Below are 17,064 nucleotides of genomic sequence, written 5' to 3' on the forward strand. Positions count from 1 at the left end.
CCTGGGGAGGAGAGCTATGCCGGAACTGAAACCCTTCATTGCCAAGGTGGCGAATGGCGAGGCTCTGTCCCGCGACGAGGCGCGTGCCGCCTTCGACATCCTGATGTCGGGGGAAGCGACGCCTTCGCAGATCGGCGGCTTCCTGATGGCACTTCGAGTGCGGGGCGAAACGGTGGAGGAGATCGCCGGCGCCGTCTTCACCATGCGCGCCAAGATGTTGCCGGTGCCTGCGCCGGCAGATGTGATCGACATCGTCGGCACGGGGGGCGATGGTCTCGGGACCTATAACATCTCGACGCTGGCCTCGATCATCGTGGCCGGCGCCGGCGTCAAGGTGGCCAAGCATGGCAACCGCGCGCTTTCGTCGAAATCCGGCACGGCGGATGCCCTGACCGCACTCGGCGTGAAGCTGGACATTCCGCCGGCCCTGATCGCCCGCTGCGTCGACGAGGCCGGGATCGGCTTCATGTTCGCGCAGGTGCACCACGCCGCCATGCGGCATGTGGGGCCGAGCCGCGTCGAGCTTGGCACGCGCACCATCTTCAACCTGCTGGGCCCCCTCTCCAATCCGGCCGGGGCGAAACGCCAGTTGCTCGGCGTCTTTTCACCACGCTGGCTGCAGCCGATTGCGGAGGTGATGCGCGATCTTGGATCGGAAACGATCTGGGTGGTACATGGCGAGGGCATGGACGAAATCACCACCACCGGCGTCACGCATGTCTGCGCGCTGGAAAACGGATCGATCCGCAGCTTCGATCTGACGCCCGAGGATTTCGGCGTGGCGCGGGCGACGATCGACGAACTGAAGGGCGGCGATGGTGAGGTGAATGCAAAGGCGCTGCGCGACGTGCTGTCGGGCGCCAAGAATGCCTATCGCGATATCGCGCTCTGCAATGCCGCCGCCTCGCTGGTCGTGGCCGGCAAGGCGACTGATGTGCTGGAAGGCATGATCCTCGCCACCCAGTCGCTGGACAGCGGCAATGCCGCAGCCGTGCTCGACCGCCTTGTCGCGGTCTCCAACGAGACTATCTGAGGTGGTCATGAGCGACATCCTGAAAAAGATCGAGGCCTACAAGCTGCAGGAGATCGAGGCGGCCAAGGCGCGCGTCTCGTTGGCCGACCTGAAGGCCATGGCCGCCGACCAGGAGGCGCCGCGCGGCTTCTTGAAGGCCCTCAAGGCAAAACAGCAGGCCGGCGATTTCGGTCTGATCGCGGAAATCAAGAAGGCGAGCCCCTCCAAGGGCCTGATCCGTCCGGATTTCGATCCGCCATCGCTCGCCAAGGCCTATGAGGCCGGTGGCGCGGCCTGCCTCTCCGTCCTGACCGACACGCCGAGTTTTCAAGGCGCGCCGGAGTTTCTGATCGCGGCCCGCAATGCCTGCCGACTGCCGGCGCTGCGCAAAGATTTCATGTTCGACAGCTATCAGGTGCACGAAGCACGTGCCTGGGGCGCGGACTGCATCCTGTTGATTATGGCCTCTCTCTCCGATGACGTGGCAAAACGCCTGGAAGAGGATGCCTTTGCCCTCGGCATGGACGTGCTGGTCGAGGTGCATGACGCCGAAGAAATGGAGCGGGCCCTGAGGCTTGCCTCGCCGCTCGTCGGCATCAACAACCGTAATCTCCGAACCTTTGAGGTGAGCCTGGAGGTGAGCGAGAAGCTGGCCTCCATGGTGCCCGCGGATAAGCTGCTCGTCGGCGAAAGCGGTATCTTCACGCATGCCGACTGCCTGCGGCTGAAAGCGAGCGGCATCTCCACCTTCCTCGTCGGCGAGAGCCTGATGCGCAAGGATGACGTGACGGCGGCAACGCACGCCCTCCTTTTCGGCGAAGCCTCCAGCCAGGCGGCCGAATGATGGCCGAAGAGGCGCGTCTCACCCATATCTCCGCCTCCGGCGAAGCCCATATGGTGGATGTGGCGGACAAGGCGGAGACCGTGCGCGTCGCGACCGCTGCCGGTTACGTCCGCATGCGCCCGGAGACGCTGGCCCTCATCCGCGACGGCAATGCCAAGAAGGGGGATGTGATTGGCACGGCTCGGCTTGCCGGCATCATGGCGGCGAAGCAGACCGCCAACCTGATCCCGCTCTGCCATCCGTTGATGCTGAGCAAGGTCTCGGTCGAGATCACCGAGGATGCCACGCTCCCAGGCCTTCGCGTCCAAGCGACGGTGAAGCTGACCGGCAAGACGGGCGTCGAGATGGAGGCGCTGACCGCTGTCTCGGTTGCCTGCCTCACCATCTACGACATGGCCAAGGCGGCCGACAAAGGCATGGAGATCGGCGGCATTGCACTTCTGGCGAAGAGCGGCGGCAAATCCGGCGATTGGACCCGCAGCCAGGCCGAGAACAAGGCTGACACATAAGGAATGACACCATGGCCGGCGCGCTTCTTCCTGTCTCCGAGGCCCTGAGCCGGCTTCTGTCGCGTGCCCGACCGGTGGATCAGGCGGAGACGGTCGATCTCAGCCGCGCCGCGGGACGCGTTCTGGCACAGGATCTGGCCGCGCACCTGACCCAGCCCCCCTTCAATTCTTCCGCCATGGACGGTTACGCGTTGCGGGCCAAGGATGCGCCGGAGATCGGGTCCGTGCTGACGGTGATCGGCCAATCGGCGGCCGGCCATGCCTTTTCCGGCACGGTCGGACAGGGTGAAGCCGTGCGCATCTTCACCGGAGCACCGGTGCCGGAAGGCGCCGACACCGTTCTGATTCAGGAGGACGCGGAAAAGCTCGAGGACAACCGCATCCGCACCACCTTTGCCGTGACCGCCGGTCGCCACATCCGCCCGCGTGGCCAGGATTTTGCCGAAGGCGAGGTCGTCTTGTCCGCGGGCACGGTTCTGGATGCGGCGCATGTCACCGTCGCCGCTGCAATGAACCATCCCGAGCTATCCGTTTTCCGGCGCCCGCGCGTCGCGCTGATTGCGACCGGCGACGAGCTCGTGGCGCCGGGGGGGCTCCCACGTCATGACCAGATCATCGCCTCCAACACCTTTGGTGTCGCAGCGCTGATCGAAGCGGCCGGCGGCGAGGTGCTGGATCTCGGCATCGTCGGTGACGACCGCACCGTGATCGAGGCTGCGATTGGCCGCGCTGTCGAGGCGCAGGTGGATGTCCTCGTGACGCTCGGCGGGGCTTCTGTCGGGGACCACGACCTCGTCCAGGCCAGCCTGAAGGCGAAGGGCATGGAGCTTGACTTCTGGCGGATCGCCATGCGGCCGGGAAAACCGCTGATGGTCGGTTCGCTGGGCCCGATGCAGGTGCTGGGCCTGCCCGGCAATCCGGTCGCGAGCCTCGTCTGCGGGCTTCTTTTCCTGGAGCCGCTGGTTGCAACACTCGCCCGGCGCCCACGCCGCGACCGCTCCGCTTCGGCGCTGACCGCCACGACGCTGTCGGCCAACGACCAGCGGCAGGATTACCTGCGGGCAACGCTCTCGCGTGACAATCAGGGGCGTCTGGTGGCGGAAGCCTTCGGCAAACAGGATTCATCGATGATGAAGATCTTTGCCCAGTCGGATGCGCTGATCGTGCGGCCACCGCATGCGCCGGAACTGCCGGCCGGTTCCCCCTGCCCGCTCCTCCTGCTGCGACCGCCGCGCTTGTGATCCGGCACGGGCCATGGCCCGTAACATGCGGTAAGCATTCAAAGATTTGGAGACCCGCATGTCCGATCAAGCCCCGATCCTTCTCTGGTTCCGCAAGGATTTGAGGCTGGACGACAATGGCGCACTGACGGCGGCCGTTGAGAGCGGCGCGCCGGTCATCTGCGTCTATGTGCGGGAACCGCAAACGGAGAACGTGGGTCCGCTCGGCGGCGCGCAGGCATGGTGGCTGCATCATTCGCTGGCAGCGCTCGACACCGCCCTGCAAGAAGCGGGAAACCGGTTGATCCTGCGCAGCGGGCAAGCGGTGGAAACCCTGTCCAAGCTTGCCCAGGACACCGGAGCTCGGGCCGTCTATCTCAATCGGCTCTACGAGCGTGACGAGATCGATCCCGACATTCTGGAAGCACTCCACAACACAGGTATCGAGGTTAAACGGTTCAAGGGACAGCTGCTGCACGATCCAAAGACGATGCGGACCGGCAGTGGCGGAACCTACCGGGTCTACACGCCCTTCTGGCGGGCGCTGGAGAAGGAAGGCGAGCCCCGCGAGCCGGTGGACGCACCGGCCTCCGTCCCCTCACCGAAACGATGGCCTGCGTCCGAGACCCTGAACGACTGGGATCTCCTTCCGACGCGGCCCAACTGGGCGAAAGAATTCGAACCCCTGTGGCAGCCGGGCGAAGCCGGCGCCCATCAGCGTCTCAAGACATTCATCAGGCGGGCAATCTCCACCTACAAGAAGGATCGCGACCTGCCGGGGCTCGAGGATGCGACATCGATGCTGTCGCCGCACCTCGCCTTCGGCGAGATTTCACCGGCGCGGATCTGGCATGCGACCCGGGGACTGCAGGCCACCGAGGACCTTATTCATTTCCGCAAAGAACTCGTCTGGCGGGAGTTTTCCTACCACCTGCTGGTGGAGTTCCCGAGGCTAGGCGAGGCCAACTGGAACGACCGCTTCGATGCCTTTCCCTGGCGGTTCGATGCCGCCCAGTTTCAGGCTTGGACGAAGGGCATGACCGGTTATCCGATTGTTGATGCCGGCATGCGCCAGCTCTGGCGGCACGGGTATATGCACAACCGCGTGCGCATGATCACCGCCTCCTTCCTGATCAAGGACCTGATGATCGACTGGCGGCGGGGGGAAGCCTGGTTCCGGGATACGCTGCTCGATGCCGATCCGGCATCGAATGCGGCCAACTGGCAATGGGTCGCAGGGTCGGGCGCCGATGCCTCGCCCTTCTTCCGGGTGTTCAATCCCATCCTGCAGGGCGAGAAGTTCGACGGGAACGGCGACTATGTCCGTCGCTTCGTGCCGGAACTGGCGAAGCTGCCGAACAAATACATCCACAAGCCGTTCGATGCGCCGGCGGACGTGCTGCAGAAGGCCGGCGTGACACTGGGCAAAACCTATTCCAGGCCCATCGTTGACCATGGGATCGCCCGGGACCGGGCGCTTGCCGCCTATGCGCATGTGACGGGCCGGAGCGCGCAAGCCGATCCGCGGGATTGATCCCGTCTTGCCGGACAGGTCCTGCGCCATACCTTAGGAGGTCAATCAGCAAGAACGGAGACACATCATGGCGGACCTCAGGATCGGCATCATCATGAGCACCACGCGGGAGGGACGCTTTGCCGACAAGCCGGCGCAGTGGCTGAAAGCGATCGGCGACGAGCGGCCCGACCTGGATGTCGAACTGATCGATCTGCGGGACTACCCGCTGCCCTTCTTTAACGAAAAGGCCTCACCCGCCTCGCAGCCATCGCAGAACCCGGTCTCGCGGCAATGGGCATCGAAGATCGGCAGCCTGGATGGCTTCGTTTTCATCACTGCGGAATACAATCACGGCTATTCCGGTGTGCTCAAGAACGCGATGGACTACATCTATACCGAATGGAATCGCAAGCCGGCCAGCTTCGTCGCCTATGGCGGTGTCGGCGGCGCAAGGGCTGTCGAACAGTTGCGGCTCGTGTGCGTGGAACTGCAGATGGCGCCGCTGCGCAATGCGGTGCACATTGCAAGAGAGCAGTTCGGCCCGGTCATGAACGGCGAAAAGCAGCTGTCCGACTTCGATGCGCTCGGCAAGGCGGCGGGCGGCATGCTGGACGAGCTGTCCTGGTGGACGAAAACACTGAAGGCCGGGCGCTCCTGAGAGCAACCGGCCTTCTAGATCCTGTCGTTATCGATGGGTCAGACGAGGCGGCTCTGTTCCAGCGCCGCTTCGATGAAGCTTGCAAAAAGCGGATGCGGATCGAGCGGCCTGCTCTTCAGTTCCGGATGATACTGCACGCCGATGAACCAGGGATGATCCGGATATTCGATCGTTTCCGGCAAGAGGCCGTCCGGCGACATGCCCGAAAACACCAGGCCGCAGCTTTCCAGGCGTTCCTTGTAGTCCACGTTCACCTCGTAGCGGTGGCGGTGACGTTCGGAAATGTCCGTCGAGCCGTAGATGTCGGCGATCTTCGTTTCGCGCTTCAGCGCCGCCTTGTAGGCGCCAAGGCGCATCGTGCCGCCAAGGTCGCCGGCAGCCGAGCGTTTCTGCAACTCGTTGCCCTTCACCCATTCGGTCATCAGACCGACGACCGGCTCCTTCGAGGGACCGAATTCGGTGGAGGATGCTGCCTCGATGCCGGCGAGATTGCGGGCGGCTTCCAGAACGGCCATCTGCATGCCGAAGCAGATGCCGAAATACGGCACCTGACGCTCACGGGCGAACTTTGCCGCATTGATCTTGCCCTGCGCGCCGCGCTCGCCGAAGCCGCCGGGGACCAGGATGCCGTGAACCTTTTCGAGATAGGGAGCCGGATCTTCCTTTTCGAAAATCTCCGACTCGATCCACTCCAGCTTCACCTTGACCTGGTTGGCGATGCCGCCGTGATGCAGAGCCTCGATCAGCGACTTGTAGGCGTCCTTGAGGCCCGTGTACTTGCCGACGATCGCGATGGTGACTTCGCCTTCCGGCGTCCGGATGCGGTTGCAGACCTCTTCCCAGGCTTCCAGACGCGGCTTGGGCGCCGGTTCGATGCCGAAGGCGGCCAGCACTTCCGAATCGAGGCCTTCCTTGTGGTAGGCCATCGGCACGTCGTAGATGTTGGCGACATCGAGCGCCTGGATGACGGCGGACGGGCGCACATTGCAGAACAGCGAGAGCTTGCGGCGTTCGGCTTCCGGAATTTCCCGGTCGGCGCGCACCAGCAGGATGTCGGGGGCAATGCCAAGCGCCTGCAGTTCCTTGACGGAGTGCTGGGTTGGCTTGGTCTTCAGTTCGCCGGCGGCCGGAATATACGGCATCAGCGTCAGGTGCAGGTAGACCGCAGACCCGCGCGGCAGTTCGTTGCCCAACTGACGGATCGCCTCCACGAACGGCATCGCCTCGATGTCGCCGACGGTGCCGCCGATCTCGCAGATGACGAAGTCGTAGTCGTCATTGCCTTCGACGACGAAATCCTTGATCTCGTTGGTGACGTGCGGAATGACCTGGACGGTGGCGCCGAGATAGTCGCCGCGGCGTTCCTTGTCGATGATGTTCTTGTAGATGCGGCCCGTGGTGATGTTGTCGGTCTTGGTGGCCGAACGCCCCGTGAAACGTTCGTAGTGACCGAGATCAAGGTCCGTCTCGGCGCCGTCATCGGTGACGAAGACTTCACCGTGCTGCGTCGGGCTCATCGTGCCCGGATCGACGTTGAGGTAAGGGTCGAGCTTACGGAGCCGGACCCGGTAACCGCGGGCCTGTAGCAGGGCTCCGAGGGCGGCGGCCGCAATTCCCTTGCCAAGAGAGGAAACCACGCCGCCAGTGATGAATACATATCGCGCCATGGGAGTCACCGCATACCTTTTCACGATCGATTCCACCAGCCGAAAATTGCCATCGGTCGGTTAAAGCTGTTGAAATCTGGACAAAAGAAAACCGGCAGGCTTGTCACCTGCCGGACGTTTGAATGGTGGACGACCGTTACTGGCCGGTCGGAACGGCTGCGGGATCGGCCGGCGCTGCCGGGGCCGCAGCACCAGGGGCCGCCGCGCCATTCGCCGGAGCCTGCTGACCGGGCGTCGGGCCGAGCGAGTCGAGAATGCCGTTGCCGCTTCCCTGCTGGGTTGCCGGAATGCGGTCGAGAATATCGGTCGGGCGGGCTTCGTAGCGCGCGAGGATGCCGAGCGCGAGCGAGGTGATGAAGAACAGCGTCGCCAGGATCGCCGTGGTGCGGGTCAGGGCGTTTGCCGTGCCGCGGGCCGACATGAAACCGGAGCCGCCGCCAATACCAAGGCCGCCACCTTCGGAACGTTGGATAAGCACCACGCCGACAAGGGCCAGCACGATCATGAGATGGATAACGATCAATACGGTCTGCATATCAGTCCAGTCCTGCGCGCCCGTCCGGCGGCATACATACGAAATCTGGCCGGCTCTTTACCTGAGCCTGACCAGCATTCCAAGGGCTAAAAGAAGAATCGAACGCGTCACGCCGTTTTAGGCGGTCAGCGCCTCGTAAGCCTGATAGATGGCAAGGAAGTCCGTCGCTTTCAAGCTCGCCCCGCCAACCAGCGCGCCATCGACATTCGCAACACCCATCAACTCCTTGGCGTTGCTGGGTTTCACCGAGCCGCCATACAGGATGCGCATGCGCTTGCCTTCGCCCTTGAAGCGCGTGACGAGCTCGTCGCGCATGAAGGCATGCGCCTTTTTCACGTCATCGACGGTCGGCGTAAGCCCGGTACCGATCGCCCAGACCGGCTCATAGGCGATGACGGTATTCTCCGCGGTAGCGCTGTCAGGAACCGATGCCGCAAGCTGTCGCTTCAGCACATCCAGCGTCTGGCCGGCCTTGCGCTCGTCTGCCGTTTCCCCGATGCAGATGATAGCGGTCAGATCCGCGGCATAGGCGGCTTCCGCCTTGGCGCGCACCAGATGATCGGTTTCAGCATGATCGCTGCGGCGTTCGGAATGTCCGACGATCACATAGGTGCCGAAGCAGTCGGCGATCATCTCGGCGGACAGATCACCGGTATGCGCGCCCGACGGGTTCTGATGGCAATCCTGCGCGCCGATCGCGAGCGGGCTGTCGGTGCACAAGGCCGTCGCCACATAAAGAAGCGTGGCCGGCGGGCAGATCAGCGCCTCGACCTTTGCAGCGAGCGGTCCATCCACGCCGGCGGCGATCGCCTTGATCTGGTCGAGCGACGCGCGCGTGCCGTTCATCTTCCAGTTTCCCGCCACAAGCGGGCGAACATCTGGCGTCATGTCGTCTAGTTTCCTTCAGCTCCCGGCAATCCTCGAACAGATTGCCACCTCACACTATTTCTCTCATGCCTCTTAGACGGTAAACGATCGAATTGGTATGGAAAACCACCGCTTTGGTTCAAAAGCGTGGTTAAGACCGCCTGCAAACTCACCGCCCCGTGAGGATGAAGTTCAAAATGTCGCGCCAATCGCACATCCTGATCGGCGTTCCATGACCGCCCGTGTTATAGAGGCGAAACTGCACCGGATATTTCTTTGCCGCCATCTTCTGGTACAGCGCGATCTGGTCGCTTGCGGCATATACCTTGTCGGCGCTGCCATGCGCCAGATAGACCGGCAGTTTCAGCCGCGCAGCCGGTGTTGTCAAAAAGCCTGGATCCGGCGGGCCACCCATCATCACCAGCCCCTTCAGGTAACGGACGGCCTCCTTGTCGCGGCTCACGCTCTGGCAGATGAACCCGCCCATCGAGGCACAGGCCAGGATGACCGGCCGGCCTTTCGACAGTTCGAAGACATGCCGGATCAGAGCTGCCACATCGGCGGCGCCGTTGGGATCGAAGGATTTGATCGAGGGTGCGTAATAGGTGCCGCCGTTCAACACGGCGAGGTTCTTCAGCCGGTTGAAGTTTCCGCCGAAGGTCAGGTCGTTGACGCCGAGCCTGCGATCTCCGCCACGCCCGTGAATGAAGATCACCGTAAAGGCGGCGTTCTCATCCGGCCCGACACGTGCCACATCCAGCCGGGCACCGGCGAGCTGCAGCGTCTCGTTGACCTGGAATCGTCTGACGCGGGTATCGACATACGGCGACTTCACCCGCCGTTCGGGCTCTTCGTCCCGGTCGTTGATGTCACGTTCCTCGATGTAGTCGATGATCTGGAAGGCACCATCGTCGCGTGATTCGATGACACCCTGGCGGGAGAAAAGGTCGTCCTTGAAGGGGCGGATCGGGCCGTCCCGCCCGACGGCATCGGTCGCCACGATCAGGCTGACAGCCACGAGAAAGACCCGGACGATGAAATGATCTGTGGACATGCGGCCCTTCGCTCAGTTACCCGTGACGCGCCGCCTTGCCTTGCAGCATGGGGCGGCGCAAATCCTGTCATGACAAGGTGCCACGGCTGTGGCATCGCGAAAAAGCCGGATATCTGGCACACTCGCAACCGATTCGATAGCCAAGAGCTGCCGGACCTTCCCTCCCCGGCCCCCGGCGGCGCGGCCGACATGCGGACTAGAACGGAACCCATGGACGATACAAGCGACCTCTTTGCCAGCATCCCCGCCGCAAGCCCGAAGGCTTCCGATGCGCCGGCGGAGGCGCGACCGAAAGCCCCTGCCGCGCAAAAGCCCGTACCCGCGGCGCCCGCTTCGCCTGACACCTACGACGCCTCCTCGATCCGGGTCCTCGAAGGACTGGAGCCGGTGCGCATGCGCCCCGGCATGTATATCGGCGGGACCGACGAAAAGGCGCTGCACCACCTGTTTGCCGAAGTCATCGACAACTCGATGGACGAGGCGGTGGCAGGACACGCCAATTTCATCGAGGTGCATCTGGATACCGAGGGCTTCCTGACCGTTACCGACAACGGCCGCGGCATTCCGGTCGAAAACCACCCCCAGGTGCCCGGCAAATCGACGCTCGAAGTCATCATGACCAAGCTGCATGCGGGCGGTAAGTTCGACGGCAAGGCCTACGAGACCTCGGGCGGTCTGCACGGCGTCGGCGTGTCGGTGGTCAATGCGCTGTCGGACGTGCTCGAAGTCGAGGTGGCCCGCAACCGCAAACTCTATCGCCAGCGTTTTTCACGCGGCGTGCCGCAGGGCGGTCTGGAAGAACTCGGCGATGTGCACAACCGGCGCGGCACACGCGTGCGCTTCCATCCCGATCCGCAGATCTTTGGCGACCATGCCCGCTTCGAGCCGGGCCGCATCTTCCGCATGGCGCGCTCCAAGGCTTATCTGTTCGGTGGCGTGGAAATCCGCTGGAGCTGCGATCCGGGTGTCGTGCCGGCCGGCGGCGAAATCCCTGAAAAGGCGGTCTTCCACTTCCCGGGCGGCCTCAAGGATTATCTGGCGGCGACGCTCGGCAAGGAATTCACCGTCACCCGCGAGATCTTCTCGGGCCGGACGGAAAAGACCGGCGGCCATGGCGCGCTTGAATGGGCGATCACCTGGTACGGTGGCGATCCGCAGGTGCATTCCTACTGCAACACCATCCCGACCCCGGAAGGCGGCACGCATGAGGCGGGTCTGCGCATCGCGCTCCTGAAGGGGCTGAAGAACTATGCCGAACTGACGCAGAACAAGCGTGCCAAGGATATCACCACAGACGACGTGATGATTTCCGCCGTCGGTATGTTGTCGGTGTTCATCCGCGAGCCGGAATTCGTCGGCCAGACGAAGGACAAGCTGGCGACCGTGGAAGCCCAGAGGATCGTCGAGAATGCGCTGCGCGATCCCTTCGACCACTATCTGGTCGGCAATCCGGGCGAAGCGGCAAAACTGCTCGACTGGGTGATCGAGCGGGCGGAAGAGCGCCTGCGCCGCCGCAAGGAAAAGGAAGTCAACCGCAAGACGGCGGTGCGCAAGCTGCGCCTGCCCGGCAAGCTCGCGGACTGCTCGCAAAACACGGCCGAAGGTGCGGAGCTCTTCATCGTTGAGGGCGACTCGGCCGGCGGCTCCGCCAAGCAGGCGCGCAACCGCATGAACCAGGCGATCCTGCCGCTGCGCGGCAAGATTTTGAACGTCGGCAGCGCCAGCCGTGAAAAACTGTCTGCCAACCAGCAGATCGCCGACCTGATCCAGGCGCTCGGTTGCGGCACGCGGACGAAATTCCGCGAGGAAGACCTGCGCTACGAGCGCGTCATCATCATGACCGATGCCGACGTGGACGGTGCGCATATCGCCTCGCTGCTGATCACCTTCTTCTACCAGGAAATGCCGGAGCTGATCCGCGGCGGCCACCTCTTCCTCGCCGTGCCGCCGCTCTACGTCATCCGCCAGGGCGCCAAGACCGTCTACGCCCGCGACGACATCCATCGCGCCGAGCTGATGGAAACCGTGTTCAAGGGCAAGAAGGTCGAGATCGGCCGATTCAAGGGTCTCGGCGAGATGATGCCGGCGCAGCTCAAGGAAACCACGATGGATCCCGAGAAGCGCACGCTTTTGCGCGTCGGGATCGACGAGGTGGATTTCGAGGGGACGCGCGAAGCCGTCGACAACCTGATGGGCACGAAGGCGGATGCGCGTTTCCGGTTTATCCAGGACCGCGCGGCATTTGCCGACAACCTGGACATCTGAGGCTGCAAAGGTGTGCATCCTGCAGGTCCGCCCGGTGCGGACCTGCGTCATACTCCCGTCATGGTTTCAGTGTCACTGCAGTCTCGGACCTCCGGACACGATTTACTTTGCTTTAAGCCTGTCAGCCGCTAGACGGTGAACCGTGTCGATGTATTAATCGATCGTGCGCTATCTGCTGGATGTGTTTAAATCCGTTCCGGCGCGCGACATAAGGATGACATTGTACCGTGACTGAGAAAGAGAAGAATGTTGCTGGACCGCGCTGGCTTGGCCCGGTTGCACCGATGCGGATTGCCCTCATCCCGCCCCTGACGGCTGCGCGCTGGCTGCTGGTTCTCATCGTTCTCGCCGGCATCTACTTCTTCCACGGTTTTCTCGTTCCGGTTCTGGCGGCTCTCGTCATCGGCTTTGCCAGCTGGCCGCTCTACCGGGATCTTCTGCGCCGCATTGGCGGAAACAGCACGCTTGGCGCAACCATCGCGATCCTCTGCGTGGTTGCCTTCATCGTCGTGCCGATCAGTTTTGCGATTTCCTATACGATCGGCGAGATGCGCCAATGGATCGCCTGGGCGCTGGAAGTGAACCGCTACGGTGCGCCGCCGCCGGCCTGGATCATGGGTCTGCCGGTCGCCGGCGAATGGCTGGGCTCCCTCTGGGTCCGGCACGTGGGAGAGCCCGGCGCCATCGGCCAACTTGTGCAACTCGTCAGCGGCGCCAATATCGGCAACATCTACCGTGCGGTCATCGCAGCCGGCGACGGTGCCTTTCACCTGTTGCTGACCCTGCTCTTCATGCTGATTGCGCTGTTCTTCGTCTACCGCGACGGCGCCGCGTTCTCGCGGCAGATCGACATGCTGGGCGAACGCATCCTGCCGAGCCGCTGGGAGCGAATCTCGCGTGTCGTTCCGGCCACCATCAGCTCCACGGTGACGGGCATGACCCTGATCGCGATCGGCGAAGGCATCGTGCTCGGCATCGCCTACTGGATCGCCGGCGTGCCCTCTCCCGTGACGCTTGGCGTGCTGACGGGCGTGATGGCGCTGATCCCCGGAGGAGCGCCCTTGTCGTTCACCCTGGTGTCGATCTACCTCGTTGCCAGCGGATCCTATGTCGCCGGCGCCGGGCTCTTCGTCTGGGGCTCCGTGGAACTCTTCATCGTCGACAAGACCTTGCGTCCACGCCTCGTCGGCGGTCCGATCAAGCTGCCGTTCCTGCCGACCTTTTTCGGCTTGGTCGGTGGCGTCAAGACCATGGGATTCCTCGGCCTCTTCATCGGCCCTGTGCTGATGGCGCTTCTCGTCGCCATCTGGCGCGAATGGATGCGCGAAATCGAACTTGCCGTCGAACCGGAAGGTCCGAGAAGCGACGCCCAGCCGGTGCGCAAGCTCGCCTGATGGAAGAGATCAGGCGGCTCGTTACGCCGCCATCCGCTTTTCCATGAACAGGCTCAAAGGGTCGGGCTTGTAGGTGCCGAACGCTTCGATCTCGCGATAGCCGGCCGTGCGATAAAGGCCGATCGCTTCCGGCTGGTAGATGCCGGTTTCGAGACGGATGGCGCCGATGCCAAGGCGCCTGGCCTCCTCTTCCAGGGTCTCCAGCAGGCACTTGCCCAGCCGCAGGCCCCGAGCCTTCTCGTCCACGAACATCCGCTTGATCTCGGCGGTTCCATCCCCGTGCTGCACGAGGGAGGCACAGCCCAGCACCTCGTCGCCGCGCCTTGCCACGAAGAAGGAGACCGCCGGTTCCTCCAGTTCTTCCAGCGGCAGCATGTGGTTGCTTTCCGCGGGATAGAGCGAGGCCGCGTAGGCGTTCGATAGCTCGAGAAGGCGGATGACCCCGGCTTGACGCGGTGGTTCGCGCTGGATGATGACCGTCTCCGTCATGATCTTGATCCTTGCTGATTTGTCACTTGCCTTGTCGGCGTCATGATCGTTTCCTTAAGTGAAACATGAGCCCTTTGCCAAGGATGACGACATGCGAACTGCACTGGTGATGATGACGATTCTCGGGTGCGACGATTCAGCGACCGACTGCCATTATGTGGCGACCATCAACCAGCGTTGGCCGACGATCGAACTGTGCAATGCGGTGTCCGAAAAGGAGCTCTCCGCCTTCACCAACATTTCCTATCCGACCGTCGTCGCTGTCTGTCAGGACCCGACCTCCGCGACGGTCAAGGCGGATGCTGCCGCATCGGGCGATGCCATTCCCTCGTCTGAAGCTCCGGCGCCAACGCCGGCGTTGGAACGTGCCGAAGAACAGTCTCTGGCACGTCAGGCCCTCAACCGGCTGAAAACCGTGATGCCGAGCCGCGATAAAGTGCGTGACCTCGTCGCACGGCCGATCCATCTGGTGGAAGACGGGTATTCCTGGGTCATTCGCACGCTTCGCTGAGGGCGGCCTTGCCTCTGCAGGGGAAGTCCCCTCAGGCGGCAAGTGCCGCTTCGCTGGCAAAGGTCCGTGCGATCTGCCGCTCTTCACTGAGTTGCAGGGATTCGACCAGATCGAGCAGTTCATCAATGGCTGTCGGCTGATCCGGGTTCCGGCTGAACTTCTGCATCAAGGCGGCGCAGATGCTCTCGCCGCCCGTCTGGCTGGTGCGGTGACTGAGATTGCGCCACAGGAGCGTTGCTTCCGCAAATACGTCGCAGATGGCACGATCGAGGCCTGCCGATTCGTAAAGCGCGCGCACGGCATTGTGTCTTGCCGTTGCCATCAGCGAACGGACACGCCGCTCTTCCAGCCCGGTCAGATAGGTCATCGCGGCGGCAAAAAACTCGATGCGGCCGCTGCAGAGCGCGTGCATCAGAAAGGCCGGCGTCAGGCGATTGGAGACCGCCAGATGCTCGACAAGCAGCGGCAGATCCTCGCGTTCCGCGTCCGCAGCCAGCATCAGCGCCGCCAGATCGCTGGCCTCTCGGGTGACATGGGCGATGCGCGACGGGCTCATGGTGGAGCGCACCAGACCCGACTGCGCAAGAAGCGCCGAGACATGGCCCACCAGACGGTCACGCGCCTCCGCCGGAAGAGTGTCGTTGGCGAGGAGCCGGTTGCGCACGCTCGTTTCGCGACCGAACCGTTCCGACAGCCGCCTCAGGCTGTAGCGGCTGACATGCGCCGTCGGGTTTTCCAGAAGAATCAGGATTTCCCCAAGATCGCCGACTTCGGCAAGGGCTGCGGCAACGCTGCGCGAAAGATTGGGCCGAGCGGCGATCAGCCCGCGCGTCATCGCACCGCCACGCCCGCACAGATCCACCAGATCCGTGTCGGTCAGGATCGGCGAGAAGGTGAGCACATGGCAGGCGACATCCGGCTGATCTTCGCTGAGTGCAAGGATGACGCTGCGCGGCGCCTTCGGTGAAGTAGCCAGCGTTTCGGCAAGCGCCTTGCGAACCAGAGCGGACGGATCGTCAAGCAGATGGATCATGGCGTGCACGGCGGCACGGTGCTGCTCGTCGGTCGGCGGGCAGCGCAGAAATGCCTTGGCCAGCGCACCGGCCGCCTTGGCGCGATCGCCTGCCGTTGCCGTTTCCGTCCAACGAAGAAATGCCTTGATGATCACTGCTACGCCTCACTGAAAGGGAGGTCTGACAGACCCGTGTCTCCCTTGTCCGTGAGGTTAAGTGGAAATGGTTTATGATCCGTTCACCATACCCGTTAAGCTTTGACAACTGCGTGGCGTTACAGACACTTGCAACGCAGTTGCCCGCCGGGTCGGGCGATTAGGCGCCCGGCCGCCGAAGCTGGAAGACATCCGCGCCGCCGTCGCAGTAGTCCATGTACCCCATGCGGGCCACCGGCCGAGCACGCTCCATATCGATCCGTCCGTCGCGGATGATGGCCTCGCTGATGTGGATTGCCACCACCTGGCCGAAGACCATGGAGGATTCGGCCTCACCACCATCCAGCGTCTGCGGCTGCAGGATCTGCGTGACCCGGCATTCAAGGGCGGCATAGGCCTCTTCGACAAAGGGGGCACCGACGAGCGAACCCGTCTTGGCCGTCAGGCCCGACAGGGCGAATTCGTCCACGCCGTAATCTACCGGTGCCGAGGAGGCATTCATCTTGTCCACCAGAGGACGGCTGACGAGGCTGGCGGTGAATTCTCCGGTTTCCTCGGCATTCTTCAGGCTGTGCTTGCGCCCGCTGGACGAGAACATCACGATCTTCGGGTGATCCGAGACGATGTTGAAGAACGAATAGGGCGACAGGTTCCGCGACCCGTCGCTGCCCCTCGTGCCGATCCAGCCGATCGGACGCGGTGCCACGATCGCCTTAAACGGATCGTGGCGCATGCCATGCTCGTTCGTGTCGGTGGTGTAGAACATCAGCTCTGGTCTCCCCCCGTCCAGGTGACGATGGCGGAAAGGTCCGGCCGCGGGCGGTCGGTCTGCGGAAAATCGCTTTCGCCGATATAGACGAAACCGGCCACCTTTTCCTCCGGCCTGATGCCCAGAACCGCCTTGGCATCGGTATTGTAGGCGATCCATTCGGACAGCCAGTTGGCGGCATAACCGTGCGCGTTCGCCGCCATGAACAGGTTGAGGCAGACTGCGCCAGCACTCAGTTCCTGCTCCCAGACGGGGATCTTCACATGCTCGCCCGCCGTCGATACGACAGCGATGACCACAGGCGCCCGAGCAAGACGCGTCCGCTCGATCTCCCGCATGTCGTCTGTCAGTGCCGGGTTGGCGGTGGCCGCAATCTCGGCAAGCCTTTCACCAAGCGCCAGCCGTTCCTCCCCGCGGTAGACGATGAACCGCCACGGCGCCAACTTGCCGTGATCCGGCACCCGGGAAGCAAGCGTCAGGATGGAGAGGATCGCGTCCCGATTCGGTCCCTCCCCCTTCATCTGCAGGGCGGGGATCGAACGGCGGGTGCTGAGATAATCGAAAAGAGGCTGGTTCTTGGTCATGA

The 17,064-nt window shown here is 63.2% G+C and carries 17 protein-coding genes; 9 read left to right on the forward strand and 8 right to left on the reverse strand.

Annotation, left to right across the window (positions count from 1 at the left end; genetic code table 11):
- The first annotated feature begins 16 nt into the window (after window positions 1–16).
- The 6 genes from trpD to G6N78_RS14470 all read left to right on the forward strand — a co-directional run bounded on the left by trpD (window position 17) and on the right by G6N78_RS14470 (window position 5,759).
- A complete protein-coding gene (gene trpD, locus G6N78_RS14445) occupies window positions 17–1,033 on the forward strand; it encodes an anthranilate phosphoribosyltransferase (protein WP_165219607.1) in 1,017 nt (338 codons plus the stop codon).
- Window positions 1,034–1,040: 7 nt separating this feature from the next.
- Window positions 1,041–1,856 (forward strand): indole-3-glycerol phosphate synthase TrpC, encoded by an 816-nt coding sequence (trpC, locus tag G6N78_RS14450; protein WP_165219609.1) that lies wholly within the window; start codon window positions 1,041–1,043, stop codon window positions 1,854–1,856.
- Window positions 1,856–2,365, forward strand: coding sequence for a cyclic pyranopterin monophosphate synthase MoaC (gene moaC, locus G6N78_RS14455; protein WP_165221830.1), 510 nt, complete (start codon window positions 1,856–1,858; stop codon window positions 2,363–2,365). Before trpC ends, moaC begins: the two co-directional genes overlap by 1 nt.
- A gap of 11 nt (window positions 2,366–2,376) precedes the next feature.
- On the forward strand, window positions 2,377–3,606 hold the full coding sequence (locus tag G6N78_RS14460; protein WP_165219611.1) for a molybdopterin molybdotransferase MoeA: 1,230 nt from the start codon (window positions 2,377–2,379) through the stop codon (window positions 3,604–3,606).
- 58 nt (window positions 3,607–3,664) lie between these two features.
- Window positions 3,665–5,119, forward strand: a complete 1,455-nt coding sequence (locus G6N78_RS14465) for a cryptochrome/photolyase family protein (RefSeq protein ID WP_165219613.1) — start codon at window positions 3,665–3,667, stop codon at window positions 5,117–5,119.
- A gap of 67 nt (window positions 5,120–5,186) precedes the next feature.
- Complete coding sequence (locus G6N78_RS14470) at window positions 5,187–5,759, forward strand: NADPH-dependent FMN reductase (RefSeq protein ID WP_165219615.1); 573 nt, start codon at window positions 5,187–5,189, stop codon at window positions 5,757–5,759.
- A gap of 38 nt (window positions 5,760–5,797) precedes the next feature.
- Here G6N78_RS14470 and pyrG read toward each other — a convergent pair whose 3' ends face one another.
- The 4 genes from pyrG to G6N78_RS14490 form a co-directional block, all read right to left on the reverse strand.
- Window positions 5,798–7,426, reverse strand: a complete 1,629-nt coding sequence (gene pyrG, locus G6N78_RS14475; RefSeq protein WP_165219617.1) for a CTP synthase — start codon at window positions 7,424–7,426, stop codon at window positions 5,798–5,800.
- Between the two features lie 136 nt (window positions 7,427–7,562).
- The gene (gene secG, locus G6N78_RS14480) at window positions 7,563–7,961 is read right to left on the reverse strand and encodes a preprotein translocase subunit SecG (RefSeq protein ID WP_165219619.1); all 399 of its coding nucleotides are present in this window, start codon (window positions 7,959–7,961) and stop codon (window positions 7,563–7,565) included.
- A gap of 117 nt (window positions 7,962–8,078) precedes the next feature.
- Window positions 8,079–8,849 carry a triose-phosphate isomerase gene (gene tpiA, locus G6N78_RS14485; protein ID WP_165219621.1) on the reverse strand — a complete coding sequence of 257 codons (771 nt, stop codon included), beginning with the start codon at window positions 8,847–8,849 and terminating at the stop codon, window positions 8,079–8,081.
- A 148-nt stretch (window positions 8,850–8,997) separates the two neighbouring features.
- Window positions 8,998–9,882 carry an alpha/beta hydrolase gene (locus G6N78_RS14490; protein WP_165219623.1) on the reverse strand — a complete coding sequence of 295 codons (885 nt, stop codon included), beginning with the start codon at window positions 9,880–9,882 and terminating at the stop codon, window positions 8,998–9,000.
- Window positions 9,883–10,092: 210 nt separating this feature from the next.
- Between G6N78_RS14490 and parE the strand changes: the two genes are divergently transcribed.
- Window positions 10,093–12,147 carry a DNA topoisomerase IV subunit B gene (parE, locus tag G6N78_RS14495; RefSeq protein ID WP_165219625.1) on the forward strand — a complete coding sequence of 685 codons (2,055 nt, stop codon included), beginning with the start codon at window positions 10,093–10,095 and terminating at the stop codon, window positions 12,145–12,147.
- 284 nt (window positions 12,148–12,431) lie between these two features.
- A complete protein-coding gene (locus G6N78_RS14500) occupies window positions 12,432–13,541 on the forward strand; it encodes an AI-2E family transporter (protein WP_165221833.1) in 1,110 nt (369 codons plus the stop codon).
- A gap of 21 nt (window positions 13,542–13,562) precedes the next feature.
- Here G6N78_RS14500 and G6N78_RS14505 read toward each other — a convergent pair whose 3' ends face one another.
- Window positions 13,563–14,030, reverse strand: coding sequence for a GNAT family N-acetyltransferase (locus G6N78_RS14505; RefSeq protein WP_165219627.1), 468 nt, complete (start codon window positions 14,028–14,030; stop codon window positions 13,563–13,565).
- Between the two features lie 91 nt (window positions 14,031–14,121).
- Between G6N78_RS14505 and G6N78_RS14510 the strand changes: the two genes are divergently transcribed.
- Window positions 14,122–14,541 carry a hypothetical protein gene (locus tag G6N78_RS14510; protein ID WP_165219629.1) on the forward strand — a complete coding sequence of 140 codons (420 nt, stop codon included), beginning with the start codon at window positions 14,122–14,124 and terminating at the stop codon, window positions 14,539–14,541.
- Between the two features lie 31 nt (window positions 14,542–14,572).
- Here the strand turns inward: G6N78_RS14510 and G6N78_RS14515 are convergent, their stop codons facing one another.
- The 3 genes from G6N78_RS14515 to G6N78_RS14525 all read right to left on the reverse strand — a co-directional run bounded on the left by G6N78_RS14515 (window position 14,573) and on the right by G6N78_RS14525 (window position 17,062).
- A complete protein-coding gene (locus G6N78_RS14515; RefSeq protein WP_165219631.1) occupies window positions 14,573–15,709 on the reverse strand; it encodes a DUF2336 domain-containing protein in 1,137 nt (378 codons plus the stop codon).
- Window positions 15,710–15,869: 160 nt separating this feature from the next.
- Window positions 15,870–16,475: a flavin reductase family protein gene (locus G6N78_RS14520; protein ID WP_165219633.1), complete on the reverse strand. Its 606-nt coding sequence runs from the start codon at window positions 16,473–16,475 to the stop codon at window positions 15,870–15,872.
- A complete protein-coding gene (locus tag G6N78_RS14525; protein ID WP_165219635.1) occupies window positions 16,475–17,062 on the reverse strand; it encodes a nitroreductase family protein in 588 nt (195 codons plus the stop codon). The genes G6N78_RS14520 and G6N78_RS14525 overlap by 1 nt, the downstream gene beginning before the upstream one ends.
- Between the last annotated feature and the right edge of the window lie 2 nt (window positions 17,063–17,064).

Origin of the sequence: Allorhizobium pseudoryzae (assembly GCF_011046245.1) — a bacterium.
GTDB lineage: Bacteria > Pseudomonadota > Alphaproteobacteria > Rhizobiales > Rhizobiaceae > Neorhizobium > Neorhizobium pseudoryzae.